At 52.7% G+C, this 16,517-nt stretch carries 9 protein-coding genes; 3 read left to right on the top strand and 6 right to left on the bottom strand.

Features of this window, described 5'->3' with window-relative positions; translation table 11 throughout:
- Positions 1 to 37: 37 nt before the first annotated feature.
- Both PLIM_RS10550 and PLIM_RS10545 read left to right on the top strand, forming a co-directional pair.
- Positions 38 to 805 (top strand): hypothetical protein, encoded by a 768-nt coding sequence (locus tag PLIM_RS10550; RefSeq protein WP_013110301.1) that lies wholly within the window; start codon positions 38 to 40, stop codon positions 803 to 805.
- Positions 806 to 1,066: 261 nt separating this feature from the next.
- The gene (locus PLIM_RS10545; RefSeq protein ID WP_013110300.1) at positions 1,067 to 1,678 is read left to right on the top strand and encodes a hypothetical protein; all 612 of its coding nucleotides are present in this window, start codon (positions 1,067 to 1,069) and stop codon (positions 1,676 to 1,678) included.
- Positions 1,679 to 1,799: 121 nt separating this feature from the next.
- Here PLIM_RS10545 and rho read toward each other — a convergent pair whose 3' ends face one another.
- Positions 1,800 to 4,187, bottom strand: a complete 2,388-nt coding sequence (gene rho / locus PLIM_RS23680; protein WP_013110299.1) for a transcription termination factor Rho — start codon at positions 4,185 to 4,187, stop codon at positions 1,800 to 1,802.
- Between the two features lie 1,209 nt (positions 4,188 to 5,396).
- Here rho and PLIM_RS22795 point away from each other — a divergent pair.
- On the top strand, positions 5,397 to 9,893 hold the full coding sequence (locus PLIM_RS22795) for an amidohydrolase family protein (protein WP_013110298.1): 4,497 nt from the start codon (positions 5,397 to 5,399) through the stop codon (positions 9,891 to 9,893).
- A 142-nt stretch (positions 9,894 to 10,035) separates the two neighbouring features.
- On the opposite strand, the gene PLIM_RS10525 is transcribed toward PLIM_RS22795, so the two are convergent.
- From PLIM_RS10525 to PLIM_RS10505, 5 genes are all read right to left on the bottom strand, one after another.
- Positions 10,036 to 11,016: a thioredoxin family protein gene (locus PLIM_RS10525; protein WP_196349568.1), complete on the bottom strand. Its 981-nt coding sequence runs from the start codon at positions 11,014 to 11,016 to the stop codon at positions 10,036 to 10,038.
- A gap of 357 nt (positions 11,017 to 11,373) precedes the next feature.
- Positions 11,374 to 12,051 (bottom strand): anthranilate synthase component II, encoded by a 678-nt coding sequence (locus PLIM_RS10520; protein ID WP_013110296.1) that lies wholly within the window; start codon positions 12,049 to 12,051, stop codon positions 11,374 to 11,376.
- A 108-nt stretch (positions 12,052 to 12,159) separates the two neighbouring features.
- Positions 12,160 to 13,596, bottom strand: coding sequence for an anthranilate synthase component I family protein (locus tag PLIM_RS10515; protein ID WP_013110295.1), 1,437 nt, complete (start codon positions 13,594 to 13,596; stop codon positions 12,160 to 12,162).
- Entirely contained in the window at positions 13,593 to 15,062 is a 1,470-nt protein-coding gene (locus tag PLIM_RS10510; RefSeq protein WP_013110294.1) for a DUF6513 domain-containing protein, read from the bottom strand. Before PLIM_RS10510 ends, PLIM_RS10515 begins: the two co-directional genes overlap by 4 nt.
- Positions 15,063 to 15,139: 77 nt before the next feature.
- Positions 15,140 to 15,922 carry an SDR family NAD(P)-dependent oxidoreductase gene (locus PLIM_RS10505; protein WP_013110293.1) on the bottom strand — a complete coding sequence of 261 codons (783 nt, stop codon included), beginning with the start codon at positions 15,920 to 15,922 and terminating at the stop codon, positions 15,140 to 15,142.
- Positions 15,923 to 16,517: the final 595 nt, after the last annotated feature.

Here is a 16,517-nt window from a genome sequence, read left to right as displayed (position 1 = left end):
TCGGTAAGTTGGCATCACACTGAAGGAGTTTTTACGCATGCTGGAGTTGCTGCGATTACTGATACCGCCGCAACTACTGGCTCCGATACTGAAACCAGTGACGCGCCTGATCATCGGGTTGATGGCAGTCCCGTTGTTTCGCTGGTTTTTGAAGCGTGTTGTCCGAGTGAACGGGCTTGATCAAGAGCTTGAGCGAGATCTTGAACTCTGGTTCCGTGGAGCAATTCTGCTGCTGGTCGCCTCGGCCAACATGGAGCAGGCCTTCTTTGGCTGGGTGCCACTTGATCTTCGCGAGGAAAAGGGCTGGATGATTCTGGCCGGTCGATTAATGCTCGCGATAGGTGTGATTGAAGGCATGCCTGATCAGGGGCTGTTTGCGATTATTCATCCCGGGCCACCTCCTTTCAAAATGCCACCCCATGGACGTATCAAGGCGTGTTGGAGCTACTTACCGGATTTGATTCGAGGTTTGTTGTGCAAGCACCTCAACCGGTCATCTCCTGTCTTTGCCATTATGGCTGTCTTTCAGGATGGCTGGGTCGGTTGGGTCTGTTATGGTCTGGCGATTATTCAGTACCTGATTATTGGACTGGTGACATCGCGCGATCGAGCGATCGATGTCCTCAATCAATTTGATGAAGCCATTCAAATTCAAAGGGCTCAACTGGCGGATGCCCTGCACCACTCAGCAGAAACTGAGCAACAGCAGAGCGACTATTCGGAATCGCCAAAAAGCACTGAGGGCGCGGCCGTCGAACAGCCAGTGCTTACGCAGACATCACCAGCACCGAATTCTGGCCAATAACCTCTTTACCAAGCCACGACTGGCAGCGCTTTTGCTTCAGAATGGCTCCCGTGCGGCAGTTTCCACCGAAGTTCCGGTATGAAATTGCATATGACCGTTAAAGTTTCTCAAGACGACAGCTCCGAATGGTCGATTTTTATGTTCAGGGGCAAGGTGTATCGACAGCAATTGCTGGAATCTCGGCAGGCCTCAGAAATCACACCGTTGAAATCAAACTGTTGAGTTCTTCAAGGCCCCATGGATCAGTCGGAGTTTAATGACATGCGTCAGTCATGGTTCAATGTCGCCGGCCTGTCGTTATCGCTCCCTGTGCTGGCACTCTCCCTGGGAACCAGTCTGGCTCAAGAGGTCGTCCATTTTCAGCATGACCCGGAACTCGTCCGACCAAAAGTGACGACAGAAAATCTGGTGCAGGAATTGGGCCCGCTCCCGCTCCTGTTTGAAGATCAGACGCCTGCGGGATCGATGAATCCTCCCCCACCAACACAGGTCAGCAGCAACTCGGAATCTGCCAGTTCAAACGGTACTGACGTCGATCGAACTCGGCAGGTTTCATATTCCCAAGCGGGGCAAGAGCCAGCGACAATTCCGCCAGCCAATGCTTCGAATAACGATTTGCCGACGGATCAATCTCCAGTAAAAGCGATAGCATCGCGAAGTGCAGCGGCGGCTTATGAGCAACAGGTCACTCTCGCACGTCGGAAAATTCAGGAGCGTGCAGCGCGTGAAGCTTTGGAGCGTGCCCAGCGATTGGATGCCAGGAGACATCCTGCAGCTCATGCCCCTGCTCGTCCTCCCTTCTTGAACGGAAAAGGCCAGCCCATTTCCACTCATGGTCAGCTTGATCAAGCTCCTCAATTCACGAAATGGTAGTGACAGTTCCCTGTGTGTTCAAAAGATAAGCCCGCGTACTGAAATTCTTCAGTACACGGGCTTATCTGTTATCTGAAACCAGTTTTTTACTGGTGCACCATCGGGAGCAAGGTAAGCCCTGTTAGAGGATTGAACGAACCTTGGCGAGGAACTCTTCGTTGGTTTTGTATTTGGTGAGAATACGAACCATCTGCTCCATCGCTTCCACGGGGCTCAAAGAAATCAGACTGCGGCGGAGCAATGTCACCCCCTCCATCACTTCGGGAGAGAGGATCTTTTCTTCGCGACGTGTCCCCGATTTTGAAACATCGATGGCAGGCCAGATGCGACGATCTGCGAGGTCTCGGCTGAGCACCATTTCCATGTTGCCAGTCCCCTTGAACTCCTGGAAGATCACGTCGTCCATTTTGCTGCCGGTTTCGACAAGTGCCGTCCCGACAACAGTGAGTGAGCCCCCTTCTTCGAAACGACGGGCCTGGCCGAACATCTTCTTGGGAATATCCATGGCCTTGATGTCCAGACCGCCGGACATTGTGCGACCGGTGTTCCCTGTCCATTTATTGAAAGCGCGGGCCGTTCGGGTAATCGAATCAAGCAGAATGAAGACATCCCGTCCTGCCTCGGTGAGCCTTTTGGCCCTTTCAAAGATCAACTGGCTGACGCGAACATGGTTTTCGACTTCACGATCCATCGAGGAGGCAATGACATCCCCGCGCACGCGACGACGCATTTCTGTCACTTCTTCAGGACGTTCGTCGATCAACAGCACAATCAGATAGATCTCCGGATGATTCTTGCTGACGGCATCGGCAATCTCCTGCAGCAGCATGGTTTTACCACTGCGGGGCGGAGCCACAATGAGTGCTCGCTGACCTTTACCGATCGGTGTCAGCAGATCCATGATCCGCATAGTGATCGGGGTGGGCCCTGTTTCAAGGCGGATCTGCTCAAAGGGATTGATTGGTGTGAGATCGTCAAACCCCTTGATTTGTGCGTAATCTTCGGGTGTACGGCCATCGATATACTCGGTTGTTCGCAGACGCGGGCCCTGCCCCCGGCTGCCCTGAACCATATCACCCTGGATCAGTACACCTTCACGCAGACCAAACTTCTGAATGATGGTGGCTGACACAAACGGATCGGTTTCCTGCGAGACATAACCGGCTTTCGGGTCGCGCAGGAATCCATAGCCTTTGGGGTGCAATTCGAGCACGCCACTGGTGGGCTCAATCACTTCCGGCCCGCGCGGAGCAGAGTTGTAATTGCGATCCTGAGGATTTTGTGGACCTCGTCGCGATTGATCATAGGGACGATTCCCTCCCTGATTTCGCTGGTGACCACCTTGTGAGCGATTGTTGTTGTTCCGGCCGCGGGGATTATTATTTCCCTGAGGAACGAACTGTCCGCGGGGTGCCTGTGGGCCCTGCAGGCCACCATCTGGGCCACCGCGACCACGACGGCGCCTGCGGCGACGACGGCGACCTCCATCATTTGGGTCGCCTCCCTCATCACCTTCGTTGAATCCACCATGGCGACGCGCGGGCGTGCCATCGTTCGGGTTTTCGCCCGAAAAGCCTGATTCATTAAAGTTTTCAACCGAATTGCTCTCATCGCGAGAGCCTGACCTTGGCCCCTCATCTTCACCACCGGCGCGATTGTAAGCCTCTGAAGAAGACTCACCAGAACGCGGTGCTGGTTCAAAGTCACTGGCTTCCGATCTGTCACTGGCTTCTGATCGATCTCGACGTGCGAATGAAGTTGGTTCGTCGGCAGGTCCGTCTCCGCGACTCTGGTATCGACTTGATCTTTCGCCACCAGTTCTCGCTGCCGACCGGCGTGGCCGCTGAGTGCGGGAAGAGGCTTCATCTCTCGGCGGAAATTCACCTTCATTCGAGGGCGAAGATCTCGATGCACCAGCCGATTTTGATGGCGAGTCGACGTCATCCAGGCCAGAGCCGAAGTCGCTGTCTTCTTGGGCTCTGGGAGTATTTTGAACTCTGGGGGTATCTTGCGTTCTAGGGGCATCATCCGTTCTGGATTCTGCTGATGTTTCGCGAGGGCTTCGAGAGGGAGCACGTCGGCGCCGTGTTGCAGCCGGTTGCTCTTCGCTCGCTGGGAATGCATCAGCACCAGCATTGTCGGGCGACTTCCGGGATCGAGTCGATGGTGTGAAGTCAGATTCATCGACGGGATCGTAGAACATGGCACTCCCGGCTACGGGCGCTGGTTCGATATCGACCGGTACCGGTTTGCGGCGTGAAGGTCGTTCGGCACGGGGAGCCGATTCGCTGGTCGAAGAATCGCCAGCGCTGCGGGAGCCTGTCGATGTGGCCCGAGGAGTCCGCGTCCGTTTTGGCTTGGGAGGTTCCTCGCCATCAAATTCGCGATGGAGCCCTGCGACTTCCTCAAAAACCTCTTCAATCACAGGCTTGGGTGTCTCAGTCGAGTTCTCGACATCGTCTGAGCGGCGGCGCGTTGGGCGTCGTGCCCCTGGGCGTTTTTCAGTCATGCGTAATCTCTAAGTTTCAATCTCAAAAAGTCGACATGCACGAGAGGTAATCTCAGTCGTACACATCACAGCAACAATTGAGCTGCAGCCCGAATTCTGGAGGAGATCCACCATTGATCGATTCGTGCGACAGACTGAGGTCAGGAAGTCGAGGCATGGATCCTGCCTTCCTGGTGAATGACAATTTCGAAAACATTTGCTCACAGGCAAATCTTTAATACCGATACCAATGTCTCTAAGCAGAACAGGAATGTGTGACAGTCTTCATGGTGATCGACAATCGGCAGTTCGCTTCAAGTTCAGATCTAATGAATATTGGTCTCATCATGAATTGGCATGTTCCGAAAGAGTTCAGAAACCATGTGATCCGGACTTATCTAACCCCTGTCACGATCCAGAAGAGAACCACCCAGAAGAGAACCACTGAGGCGATTTCTCACAGCCAAACAACTGCCAGAGGAAGAGTTGATCAGCAAATCGAGCGATGTTCCTGTAATGCCGATTGCCTGTAATACTGATAGCCAGTCATGCTGAATTTCAGTGATCCCGGAATTCCACTGAAAAGTACATTCAGGCAGATGATATGCTGCGCCAGCTACAGATCTGCTGCCTGATATGGAAGATGTCCTGTCCCTGAACCTGCATGGATCTGGCAACAAACGTCAGCCAGGGATAAAACCACCATCCAGACAGCAAGGAAACAACCAACATATCCCTAGAACAAAGAACACGAGTCAGTTCTCAGCAATTCCATCGCACCATCTGAAATCGCCATGCAACCTGAAGGATTTTGAAAACTCAAAGCTGCAAGATCTGCTCACGAATCGATGACATTTTCTGGCAGAACCCGCCAAAGAAAGGCTCTGTCGGAAAACTTACGATTCTCAACCTGACACATCGCTGTGTGGAGGTGAGAGTCAGCAGACAATTGGGGACATCAAAAATGACGATCACCCGGAGACAGTGGTCATAGACCTGCTAAGCCGACTTGGAAAATCGACTTCTGTTAGCTGATGGTATCGGCGATTACGAATCTGTCAATCGTAAAGTCTTGCCCCTGATTGAACTTTTTCAATTCTATTGCAGATTCCACACTGGAAAACCCTCAGGTTGAGGTCGTATTTTCTCTGGTAGACGAATTTGAAGCTGGGGGAGTTGCGCGAACTCTTTCTCCTGTATCGTCTTCATCGATTCTAGAAGGGGTTGGGTTTGTCTATTCTCGCCATCGTTTTTAAACGCCGGGTTTTCTGCGCACCAGCAATTCTACAGCGGGCATTGCTCACTGGCTTAATCCTCACCGTCACCGGAGGAACTGCTCAGCTGACGGCTCAGGAAGCGGTGCCGCATCCCTTTCGGCAGCTAGCCATTGAAGGAGGCATCTGGCATCTCAATACGCCGGACGAAAAAGTCATGGCCGACGCTTCGGCTAAGACTGAAAAGAGCCGGCTGATTCTCTCCCGGGATGGTGTGATTACGGATATCAGTCAGAACAGCGTGATTCCTCCCGGTACATCGATCCTTAATGCCGCTGGTTTGCACATCTATCCGGGATGGATTAACGCGGGCCTTCCCAGTGGCCTGGAGCAGAATATACCTCTCATGCCCATGCAGGAAATGGGGCTGGAACAGACTTCCCTCGCCCATCTCCCCAGTGATCTTCGCACCGGATTTACTCCTGATTTCGATGTTATGTCCCGGCTACCCCGAGAATTTGCCGGTACTTCGAAGCTACGCGGAGCGGGTTTTACGACAGTCGCGATCTGGCCTTCGGGGAGAATCTGTAGTGGCCAGGGTGTGCTCCTCCAGTTGGGCGATAAGCCACCCCGTGAAGAATGGTTAGGTACTGGCGCAGGACAGGTCTTTGAATTCTCGCCGCAGTCGTTTGGTGTCTATCCATCCACAGTCATGGGTCAAGTGGCTCTTTTCCGTCAGGTCTGGCTCGACGCCATGCGACACGAGCAGCATTTGAAATTAGCTGCCAGCGGAACCCCGGGGCTCAGTCGTCCACCCAAAGATGCCGGTTTGGAGTCGCTGATCGAGTTCAAGAAATCGGGGCGGCCGGCGGTCATCATTGCGGATACGGCCAACGACATCGAGCGCGCGATTCGACTGGGTGAAGAGCACGGCCTTAAAGTCATCATCTGGGGTGGTAAAGAAGCCCGTCAGCAGATCGAACTGCTCAAATCGACACAGACGCCGGTTATCCTCGCACTCAATGCCGATGATGCACCAAAAGTCGAAGAGTCGCCTGCAGGTCTCGCGGGACGAGGCAAAAAACCTCCCAAAGACGTTCAGGAAAATTCACTTCTTGAATACCAGGAGGAACTTGATCTGGCAGGAACACTTCTTCGCAGTGGAATCAGAGTGGGTCTCTCCAGCCGGAGATTCAGCGACCAACCACAGAAGTTTCTCGGTGTGATTCGGAAAATGATCGAGCGCGGGCTCAAAGAGGAAGAAGCAATTGCCCTGTTAACTTCGGAACCGGCGCAGATTCTTGGTCAAGAACAGCAACTGGGTTCGATTGCTCCGGGGAAGCTGGCCAACTTTACGATTCTCAATGGGCCAATCTCAAACGCTAAAAGCGTGGTTCGATATGTTGTCATTGGAGGCCGGGTCTTCGAGTTTTCTCACGAGGCCAAGCCACTGAGTGAGTCCGGAAAAGCCGACGACGGCAAGGCTACTGGCAGTGATTCGAACAACGCAGGGCTGGTGAGTGGTGAGTGGCGTGTGAAGAGTACTGCCACAGAAAACTCACTGATGGCCACGTTATCGATTGTGCAGACGGGTGATCGATTGACGGGTCGATTCTCCAGTGAACAGGGAGATGGTCGGATTAAACAAGGGACGGTCAAAGGCCAGGAGGTCGAGTTCGTGGTCTCGATTGGGGCTGGTGACCGGGATGTGACCTTGGAATTCAAAGGGACTGTTCGTGGCAACACGATGACAGGCAAATTGAAATCGCTCTTTGGAACAGCGATTGACTTCACTGCCGAGCGAAAGCCTCAATCGACAAAGATCGATGGGAGTGCCGCTTTGCAGGCGATTGAAGTCACCACGATCGAAGAATCGGGTGATTCGAAGAATGAGAAACCACAAAAACCGGCAGATGCTTTGAAACCGATGCATCTGGAGACCGCCCAAAGCGAAAAAGATGCTCAAGAGAAAGTGGCGGTTGCCAAAAAGCCTCCCGTGGAACTGAAGGCCGATCGTCAAAGACGTCCCCCGTCAACGGGTGGAAACGTGCTGATCAAAGGCGGTACTGTGCTGACTGGGACGGGGCAATCGCTCGCAGGTCATGCGGTGTTGATTCAGGCGGGTCGCATCACGGCGATTGGAACAGACATTCCTGCTCCCGATGGTACGACGGTCATTGATGCCACGGGCCAATTCGTCGTTCCCGGCCAGATTGATACGCACAGCCATATGATGATGGGCCGCGGGCTGGGAGGAGTGAATGAAGCCACCAACTCGATCACCTGCGAAGTCCGTGTGCGGGATATTGTGGATGGTACAGATCCTGATTCGTATCGCTGGCTGGCGACAGGGTTGACCACGGCCCGCCTGCTCCATGGTTCGGCGAATACAATCGGCGGGCAGGACGCGGTCGTTCAAATGAAGATCGGGGCATCCACCCACGATCATCTCTTCCCTTTCTCTCGCCAAGGTGTGAAGTTTGCCTTGGGGGAAAATGTGAAACGCAAAAATGGGCGTTTCCCGAATACGCGGCTGGGAGTCGAAGCTACGATCACCAGGGCTTTTGTCGAATCGCTCGATTATCGCTCCCGCTGGATGGCTTATGATCGGCTCTCTGCAGAAGAAAAGGCCAAAACTCTTCCACCAAGGCGCGATCTGCGACTGGAAGCCTTATCAAAGATTCTGGCTGGCGAGATCCTGATCCACTCGCATTGTTACCGGTCTGATGAAATCCTCATGCTGCTCCGGGTTGCCAGTTCCCACGGAATTCGCATTCAATCCCTGCAGCATGTCCTTGAGGGATTCAAGATTGCTCCGGAAATTGCAGCCCATGGGGCCAGCACCAGTACCTTTGCTGATCACTGGGCCTACAAAGTGGAAGCTTATGATGCCACCCCTTACAACGCGGCTATGTTGCTGCAGGCGGGGGCCAGTGTGGTGATCAAGAGTGATTTCCCTGTCACTCCCAATGCTCTGAACCATGAGGCCGCAAAATCTATTAGACATGGAAATGTGCCTCCGGAAGTGGCACTTCAGTTTGTGACGAGAAATCCCGCTCGAGAGCTGGGAATCGATGAGCATGTGGGGACCATCGAAGTCGGCAAACTGGGCGACGTTGCGATCTTCAACACGCATCCCATGAGTGGATTCTCCCGTTGCGAGAAGACGTTCATTGGTGGCGAGTGGTACTTCGATCGATCCAGGCAACCGGCAGTCATGTCGGAGGTAGCTGCCAAAGCCTCTGAAAAAATTCCGGCACCAGAATGGCCTCCTGCGGAAAAGCGTTTGCCAGTGATGGAATGGCCTGAAAATCTGGGCAACGAATATCTCCTGGTCAATTGTGAGATTCATCCCGTCGATCAAGCGAAAATCAAGCAGGGAATGATTCACATCAAAGAGGGAAAGATTCTCGCACTGGGTGAGAAGCTTGAGGCCGAACCGTCTATTACGAGAATTGATCTCCAGGGAAGACGAGTTTTCCCGGGGATGATCGATGCCAGCACAACTGTCGGAATTACAGAGATCAGCCAGCTTTCCGTCACTTCGGATTACTCCGAGATTGGTCAGTTCCAACCTGATCTCGCCGCAGCAGCGGCTGTGAATCCTGACTCTGAGCATATTTTCACCGCAAGATCAGGCGGAATTACTCTGGCGGGTTTGAGTCCCCAAGGTGGTCGCATCAGCGGGCAGAACTCGATCATTGCTCTCCAGGGCTGGACATCGGCTGAGATGACACTTCTTCGGGATGCGGGTTTGCAGATCCAGTGGCCAGGTGGCGATTCAAATGAGGGAGCAATTCGTGAATTGAAAGCGATGTTTACTGCTGCCCGAACGTATGCAGCAGCGATGTCGAAATCACCAGAATCTTTACTGACGCAAAGGGATCTGCGCCTGGAGGCGATGATCCCCTATGCCTCTGGCGAGAAGAAGGTGTTTATCGAAGCCAATACAGAGAAACAGATTGCGGAAGCACTCCTGTTTATCGAAGCAGAGAAGCTCCAGGCCGTGATTACCGGTGGGGCAGATGCCTGGAAACTGGCTGACGAACTCGCAGCCCGGAAGATTCCTGTGATTGTGGGTGGCGTCATCCGGCGGCCCATTCACTCCTGGGATCCATTTGATGCCTGTTACGCCAATGCCGGGCGTTTGCACGAAGCCGGAGTCAAGATTGCGTTTCGTTCCGATGGGGCACCAGATAGTCGCAATACACCGTTCCATGCGGCTACATCCGTGGCTTACGGATTGCCGGAAAATGAGGCCATTAAAGCGATCACGATTTCTGCCGCCGAGATTCTGGGAGTCGGTGAGCTGACCGGATCGATCACGCCCGGTAAGCGAGCCGATCTGGTGATTGCTGATGGCTCAATTCTTCTGCAGGGGACGCAGATTCATGGCGTTCTGATCGGGGGATCTGCAGTGCCGATTGATTCCCGACAACATCGTCTGGCAAAGAAGTACCAGGCTCGTTTGCCCAAACCTGCCCAGGGTGGTTTTGAAGTGCGAATTCCCTGAAAAGGTCGGTTCAGAATCTGTGCAGAAGGCGATCGCCTGAGCAGAACTTGTCTGCACAGATCTGGTGCTGAAAAATCACACAGGTGAGATCACGTGAGGGGGTGTGATCTCACCTGGGTATTAACGATCGATGCCTTGTGTTTTAACGGACTTCGGTCTTCGCAGGGTTTTCAGCCTGACGAGTTGATTCTGAGGACTCATCGGGCAGGGCCTGAACGAGACGTTGCACATCGGTCCGTCGAAGAACTTGCTCGGTTCGCATGTAACGACGTGGGTTCTCTTTGAATCGATCACGCGATTCGCGAGAAACGAAGAGGAAGAGACTGTCATCATAAAACGCTGCGAACTGAGTTGAACCACTGACGGCTTTGGTAGTGTCCCACAACACGACGGGATCACATCCCAGAAGTTTCGGTGCAAACTGTTCGGGTGTCAGTTTGAAATCGGCCAGCTCTTGTTCTGTAGCCATGAAGTAGGTGATTCCCTGATGATCCCACGCGAAACGGCTGTCACCTCGCATCCATTGTCTGGCTCTTTGCAATGCCACCGGACTGAATCCATCCAGTCCAACATCATCAGCATTGGCCATCGATTGTGAAGGGGCCGATTTCCGCTCAAAATTCTGATTCCCGGGAAGTGTCGCGGGTACTTTGTTCTGCATTCGTTGGGCAGGTGCAGCCTGGGCCAGGCTCATCGAGTATTTTTGAGCCACTCCGCCAATCATCGAAGTGTAAGCTCCGACATCGAGATAGTTCTCGGAATGCAGGAGAACCTTGCCATTTCGAGGATCGATCATGACATCGGCAGGTAACCCCCGGACGCCATACTGTTGAACGAGTTGTGGATTCTGATCGGAGTCAACTTTCACAGCAGCCACAGAAGTGCGCAAAAGCTGTTGAACTTGAGGATGAGGAAAGACACCCCGCTCCATCTGTTGGCATGGCCCGCACCAGGTGGCTGAGAAATGCAGCAGCACAGGTTTGTTTGTGCGGCTGGCTTCCTGGAGTGCTGTGTTATAGCTGCCCAGCCACACACTTCCCTGCCCTCCCTGTGGATGTCCTCCCTGTGGATACTGTGCCCAGGCCGATTGTGTTGTGATGAAGATCAGCAGAACCAGTCCCATCGATCGCAGGCCCTTCTGGAAGGCCACGATTGGGTTGGAACAGAAGTGGGATTGTGAATCCTGGCTCGAACAGTGCAGACATGAAGAGAGCATGAGTGGGCGGCTCCGAAGACAAATCCGATTTGCAGCATTCGCACTGCAACCACTCAACCTTGCCTCATGAAAAAGTTGCCGACGTCAGGAAGTTTCTTCGGTGAAGAGAAAGTCGAGAGAACTCGACGGAGACTGAGTTTTGCTCTCTTTAAGGGCGCTTTGGCGCATAAGTAGAATTGGAGATCTAGGTAGAGTTTGACGACCGCCCAATGGTGTTTCTTTTACGATGAAACGATCTTGAGAAGGATCGATCAGAAGCATTTTTCACCAGAAGACAGCCGCTCTGCCTGCCACGGAATTGCCTGTTTCCGGTGGTTGGGACTCAACTTTTGATTCGGCAAGATGATTTGACGATGGGAGTTTGGCCAGGCTTAGGAAGTTGGACAATAATCGGTGGCCACCTTGTGTCAGTATCGATTCCGGATGAAATTGCATGCCAAAAGTGGCATGGGTTCGGTGGCCAACGGCCATGAGCACGGGGGTATCGTGAGGTGCGTCGAGAGTCCATGCCAAAGGCTCCAGTTCGTCTGGTAAATCATGATGATCAATCACCAGTGAGTGATAGCGGCCAGCTTGAAAAGTTTCTGGCAGACCATGGAACAGAGCGTGGCCATGATGAGTGACGCTTGATGCTTCTCCATGGAGGGGACGATGTGCCCGCACGACTTTGCCGCCAAAAGCGGCACCAATCGCCTGGTGCCCCAGACAGATGCCGAGTATGGGAATCTTCCCTGATAGCCGTTTGATAACTTCCAGAGAAATCCCCGCTTCTGTAGGTGAGCATGGGCCAGGAGAGATGACAATGGCAGACGGGGCCAGTTCGATGATCTGCTGGATCGAAAGGACATCATTTCTGACGACACGAACGTTCTGGCCAAGCTCGACCAGATAGCGGGCGACGTTTTGAACGAAGCTGTCATAATTGTCGATGATCAGCAGCATGTGGCACTTATCAGGCGTGGTCGATCGGCGATCTATGGTGGTCAACGTGGCATCACGAAAATAGCATCTCTTGCCCTACAGAAGGAACAATTCGGCGCAAATAGGTCTTTACTCGCTCGAATGGGGGCGAGTCAGAGCCGCAAGCATTCCGGAGGCTTTGGTTAATGTCTCCTCGAACTCTTGAACCGGGTCGGAATTGACGACAATGCCACCCCCGACTCCCAATTGCAGCCAGCCCTCGCTCGCGATGAATGTGCGAATGAGAATACTGCTGTCGCACCAGAGATCGGGGGTCATGTAGAACAATGTTCCTGTGTAAGGGCCTCGTGTGGTGGGTTCCAGTTCAGCAATGATTTCCGTCGCTCGAACTTTCGGTGCCCCCGTGATCGAACCGCCGGGAAAACAGGCCCGCAAGGCGTCCCAGGAGTCAAAAGGCTCGGAGAGTTCTCCCGTGACAACACTCACGAGATGTTGAACTGTCCGATAGGTTTCCACTTCGCATAATGCAGGAACGTTCACACTTCCAGCACGACAAACCCGTGAGAGATCGTTCCTCAGCAGATCCACAATCATCACATTCTCGGCTACATCTTTGCGGCTTTCTCGCAATTCGTCGCGTAGAAATAAATCCGCTTCAGCACCTTGCCTCCGGCGTGTCCCCTTGATGGGGCGTGTCTCAACGCTTTGCTTTTCGATCTTGAGAAATCGTTCAGGAGAAGCACTCAATAACGACCATTTGGGCCTTTGCCAGAATGCCATGAATGGCGAGGGATTGTGCTGACGGAGCCTCTCCCAGATCTGCAGGCTGGGTATGGTTTGTGGAGTCAATAGACGCTGGGTCAGGTTGGCCTGAAAGATGTCGCCGGCCCGGATGTACTCGATCACACGATCTACAGCCTGAAGATAATCCTCCCTGCGAAAGTTACTCCAGATGTTGTCGTGTCCAGCTAATGCAAACGACGGTGCAGAGAGGCTTTCCAAAGAGCGATAGCTTATGTCTCCCTTTGGAGGAATCTGGGGAGTTAGATCAGTGACCTTCTGCTCAAGCAAATTCATAAATTGTCGGGCCCGCGCTGTCGCTCTTGTTGCACGAGCAGCCGGTTTGATTTCGGGCCAGCCTTGAGAGATCAACCAACCTCGATTCTCAATATGATCCCAGGCAAAAACGACATCGTAAAAACTCATCGAGAAATCCGGGATGAGAAAGTCGCGATGTCTGGCTGACGGCATGCGGTCAAATGCCCGGCCAGCTTCATAAGAAAGCACTCCGGCAAAGCCACCCTGAAAAGGTGGGAGTTCCGGCTGACGCTCGAAGGGCAGATTCTTCATTACCTTGGCGATGGGGCTCAAAGGATCTGTCGAGGGTTGAACGTTGTACTCATCGCTTAAGAACCAGGGATCGGCCATGACATACGAGTACCTGCCCAGATGGGCGTGTTGAACAGCACTTTCGAGTACGCACAGTGCATCGAGTGAAGCCAGTCGATGGGTCACGAATTGGGGGTGCATTTCCGCAGACAAGGGAATGACAACAGGGGGGATCATGCAGGACGTTCCTCCTGTCTTTGATTTTCTAAGGTCATGTCCTGAGATCGATCCTGCTGCTGACGCCGTTCTTGCTTACGACGTTCTGTGGCACTGATTTCGGGTTCGGTGAGAAATCCCCAGCGGAGAGATTGATCCTGCTGGTAATGTTTACCAAGTGTTAATGCGGTCTTGGCTTTGCAGAGTTCATAGCCAAGGTAAAAGGCATGTTCGGCAGTCAAAGTTCCCACACAGGCGATCATCCGATCATAGACTTCGTATGGGTCATTCCCATGCCAGTACCCATCACGATTAAATAGGTGGATCTCACCCCGCTCGGCAAAAATGCGAAAGTTCGGGTCTGTGACCAGCTGCCTTAAATGAGCCAGGCCTGCTTCGCCCTGCTCTTTCAGTTTAGGGTCCCGCAGAAGAACAAGGCTTCCGCCCAGATGCTTGGGCACCCGTTGTTGTTCAATTGCGAAATGAGTCAGCCGCCGGGCAATCTCAAACTCCCGAATGGAAGATCGACTCCAGTTGATCACTTCGGTTGTCAGGATGCTTTCAATCCGCCACTCGGTACATAAGGCTGCCAGAAGAAAGTTGACACCCGAACTGTCCACTTCGGTCATCTCTGTCAGGTTCCCCACCCCCATCATCATTTTATCAGCGGGGAACTGCTGGCGTGTTTGCCGATAGCGACTGATGGATTCTCCAAATCCAAATCCGATGGGTTCCAGAATGGGGTCGAGCCGAAAAGGAGTCCCTGAACTGACAAATGCCTCGCGCGTGGTGATCAGCGTCTCCAGATTCTGAGGATGATCAGGAACCAGGACAAATTCAGCCCCGGTGGATTGTGCCCAATCGCGATTCGATGAATTGGCACTTAAGACCAGTTTGACTCCTGAGGCGACAGCCCGCAGAACTTCGTCTTGTGAGAAACTGTCGATCGACAGTCGTAACCCGTGGTTTTGCAGTGATCGAATCGTTGCTTCAAGGTTGGGCCAGGCCACACCGGGAAGACAACCGAGATCAATCACGTCAGCACCTGCTTCGCGATAAGACTCCGCTTGCCTCAGAATCTGATCCAGGGAGAGTCGGGGGGCATGATTAATCTCCGCCAGTATCTCAATTGCATGTTGCGTGAGATCTGGCGGTGACTTCTGATCGTGTCCAAAGAACTCGGGCAGGTCGAAAAGATCTTTTGGGCCGCGGATGGCCGGGAAACCCAGAAACTCATTCAATGGGTTTAACTCCCCCTCGACGGATCCCGGAAGGATCGCCTGATCGAATGCACCAGATTCAAGATGCGATTCTTTGAGTTTTCGCAGAATCCATGGTGTCGTCATCAGTGCGGCGACCGTGATCCCCAACACGCAAATCTCGAATTCAAAATTGGCTTTTTTAGAAAGGGGAATGAGCGTCTGACGAAGCGAATGCTCTGCCAGTTTGCCAGTGATGAACAGCAATCGTGGACGAGGTTTTTCCAAGACGAAGTCACGTCATTCCAAAAGATGTTCAAACGAATTCAACTCGGCAGATTCTGAATTTGAGATTAACAATTGTATCAGCGGATGGCCCCGCCGTTGACGTTTATCACTTGTCCCGTGATAAAAGAGGCTTCCTCGCTGACCAGAAATCGGACAGCACGGGCAATATCCTCTGGCAATCCCCATCGTTTCAGGGGAGTTTCACGAATGACCCGCTCCTGCCAAACGGGGCTGGCAGTCACTCCCCAGGCGGTTTTTATCCATCCCGGAGCGACACAATTCAAACGGACTTCAGGGGCAAAACTGACTGCCATCGAGCGGGTAAAACCCATGACAGCATTCTTGGCTGCTGCGAAAAGTTCACCGCTTTCTCCCTCCATACCGCGATCTGCCTGATCCCAGCCGATGTTGATAATGCAGCCCCTGCCCCGTGATTTCATACGCGTGGCGATCTCGCGGGAAAGCTGGTAAGTAGCGCGCACATCAACGGAGTGCAAAAGATCAAGTTTATTGACTGGCGGGAGGCGAGCTTCTTCGGTCGTGAGGAGATCCACGCCGGCATTATTGATCCAGATATCAATAGATCCCATTTCTGACCATGCCTGTTCGGCCAAGGTTTCGGCCGCATCGTTGTTCCGCAGGTCTGCCTGAAAAATATGCGTTGTTCCTCCTTGCGAGTGGATTGTCTTTCGGATTTGCTCAAGTGAATTGATCGACTTTCGGGTGTGCAAGCCGACGGTGGCCCCTGCTTGAGAAAGTTCCAAAGCAATTGCCTTTCCAATACCGGATGAACTCCCGGTGATGACTGCATTCAGCCCGTGTAAGCTGCAGAATGCTTTCTTTTCAGGCATATTTGTCATCGCTGACGTGCTCCACCGGGGAAGAAAAACCTCGTGAAAAGACCATGAGAAGGGCATCATAACAGGCAGCGAACATATCCACACAACAGAGTGTCCACATGTGTGGCACACAATCTGCTGTTAAAGTTCGATGTCGGAACAGAAAAGATGATCTGTCACAAATTCAGTGATCGTTTATGAAGGTGTTTTAACATCAATCACGACAGAGATTTACATTTCTACCACTTTTGGGAGAAATGCTTGTTGTGGCGAGAGTGTTGTTGACGGACTGTCCTCCAGGTTGCAAAATACGTTGGAGAAACAATCAGTCATGCGACATATTTAGGAATACTGATGTTCGTTTGGCAGATTTCATGTAATGGGATAATCTGAAATCGCTAAATCCTTGCAAGTGTTTTGAGCAACTGTAAGGCAATGGTCTCAGGAAATGCTGAATAAGTTTGAACAGACTTGCTGAATTGCTGCAGGTGAGCTCAACAGATCAATATAAATTGTTGTGTGGGTTCATCGAAATCGGTGTGAAAACTGAGATTGTGGTTCTGGTTTTTTGATCGATGTGTTTGATTCCAGGCACCAAGTTAACTCTGGGTGCTGA

The sequence above is a fragment of the Planctopirus limnophila DSM 3776 genome, from assembly GCF_000092105.1.
GTDB lineage: Bacteria > Planctomycetota > Planctomycetia > Planctomycetales > Planctomycetaceae > Planctopirus > Planctopirus limnophila.
The sequence above is the reverse complement of the archived record's forward strand: the minus strand, read 5'-3'. Positions and strand labels throughout refer to the sequence as shown.

Bases quoted from the DNA above. Each gene is read 5' to 3' on its own strand.
- PLIM_RS10550 (WP_013110301.1), top strand. From the start codon at position 38: ATGCTGGAGTTGCTGCGATTACTGATACCGCCGCAACTACTGGCTCCG.
- PLIM_RS10545 (WP_013110300.1), top strand. From the start codon at position 1,067: ATGCGTCAGTCATGGTTCAATGTCGCCGGCCTGTCGTTATCGCTCCCT.
- rho (WP_013110299.1), bottom strand. From the start codon at position 4,187: ATGACTGAAAAACGCCCAGGGGCACGACGCCCAACGCGCCGCCGCTCA.
- PLIM_RS10525 (WP_196349568.1), bottom strand. From the start codon at position 11,016: ATGGGACTGGTTCTGCTGATCTTCATCACAACACAATCGGCCTGGGCA.
- PLIM_RS10520 (WP_013110296.1), bottom strand. From the start codon at position 12,051: ATGCTGCTGATCATCGACAATTATGACAGCTTCGTTCAAAACGTCGCC.
- PLIM_RS10515 (WP_013110295.1), bottom strand. From the start codon at position 13,596: ATGATCCCCCCTGTTGTCATTCCCTTGTCTGCGGAAATGCACCCCCAA.
- PLIM_RS10505 (WP_013110293.1), bottom strand. From the start codon at position 15,922: ATGACAAATATGCCTGAAAAGAAAGCATTCTGCAGCTTACACGGGCTG.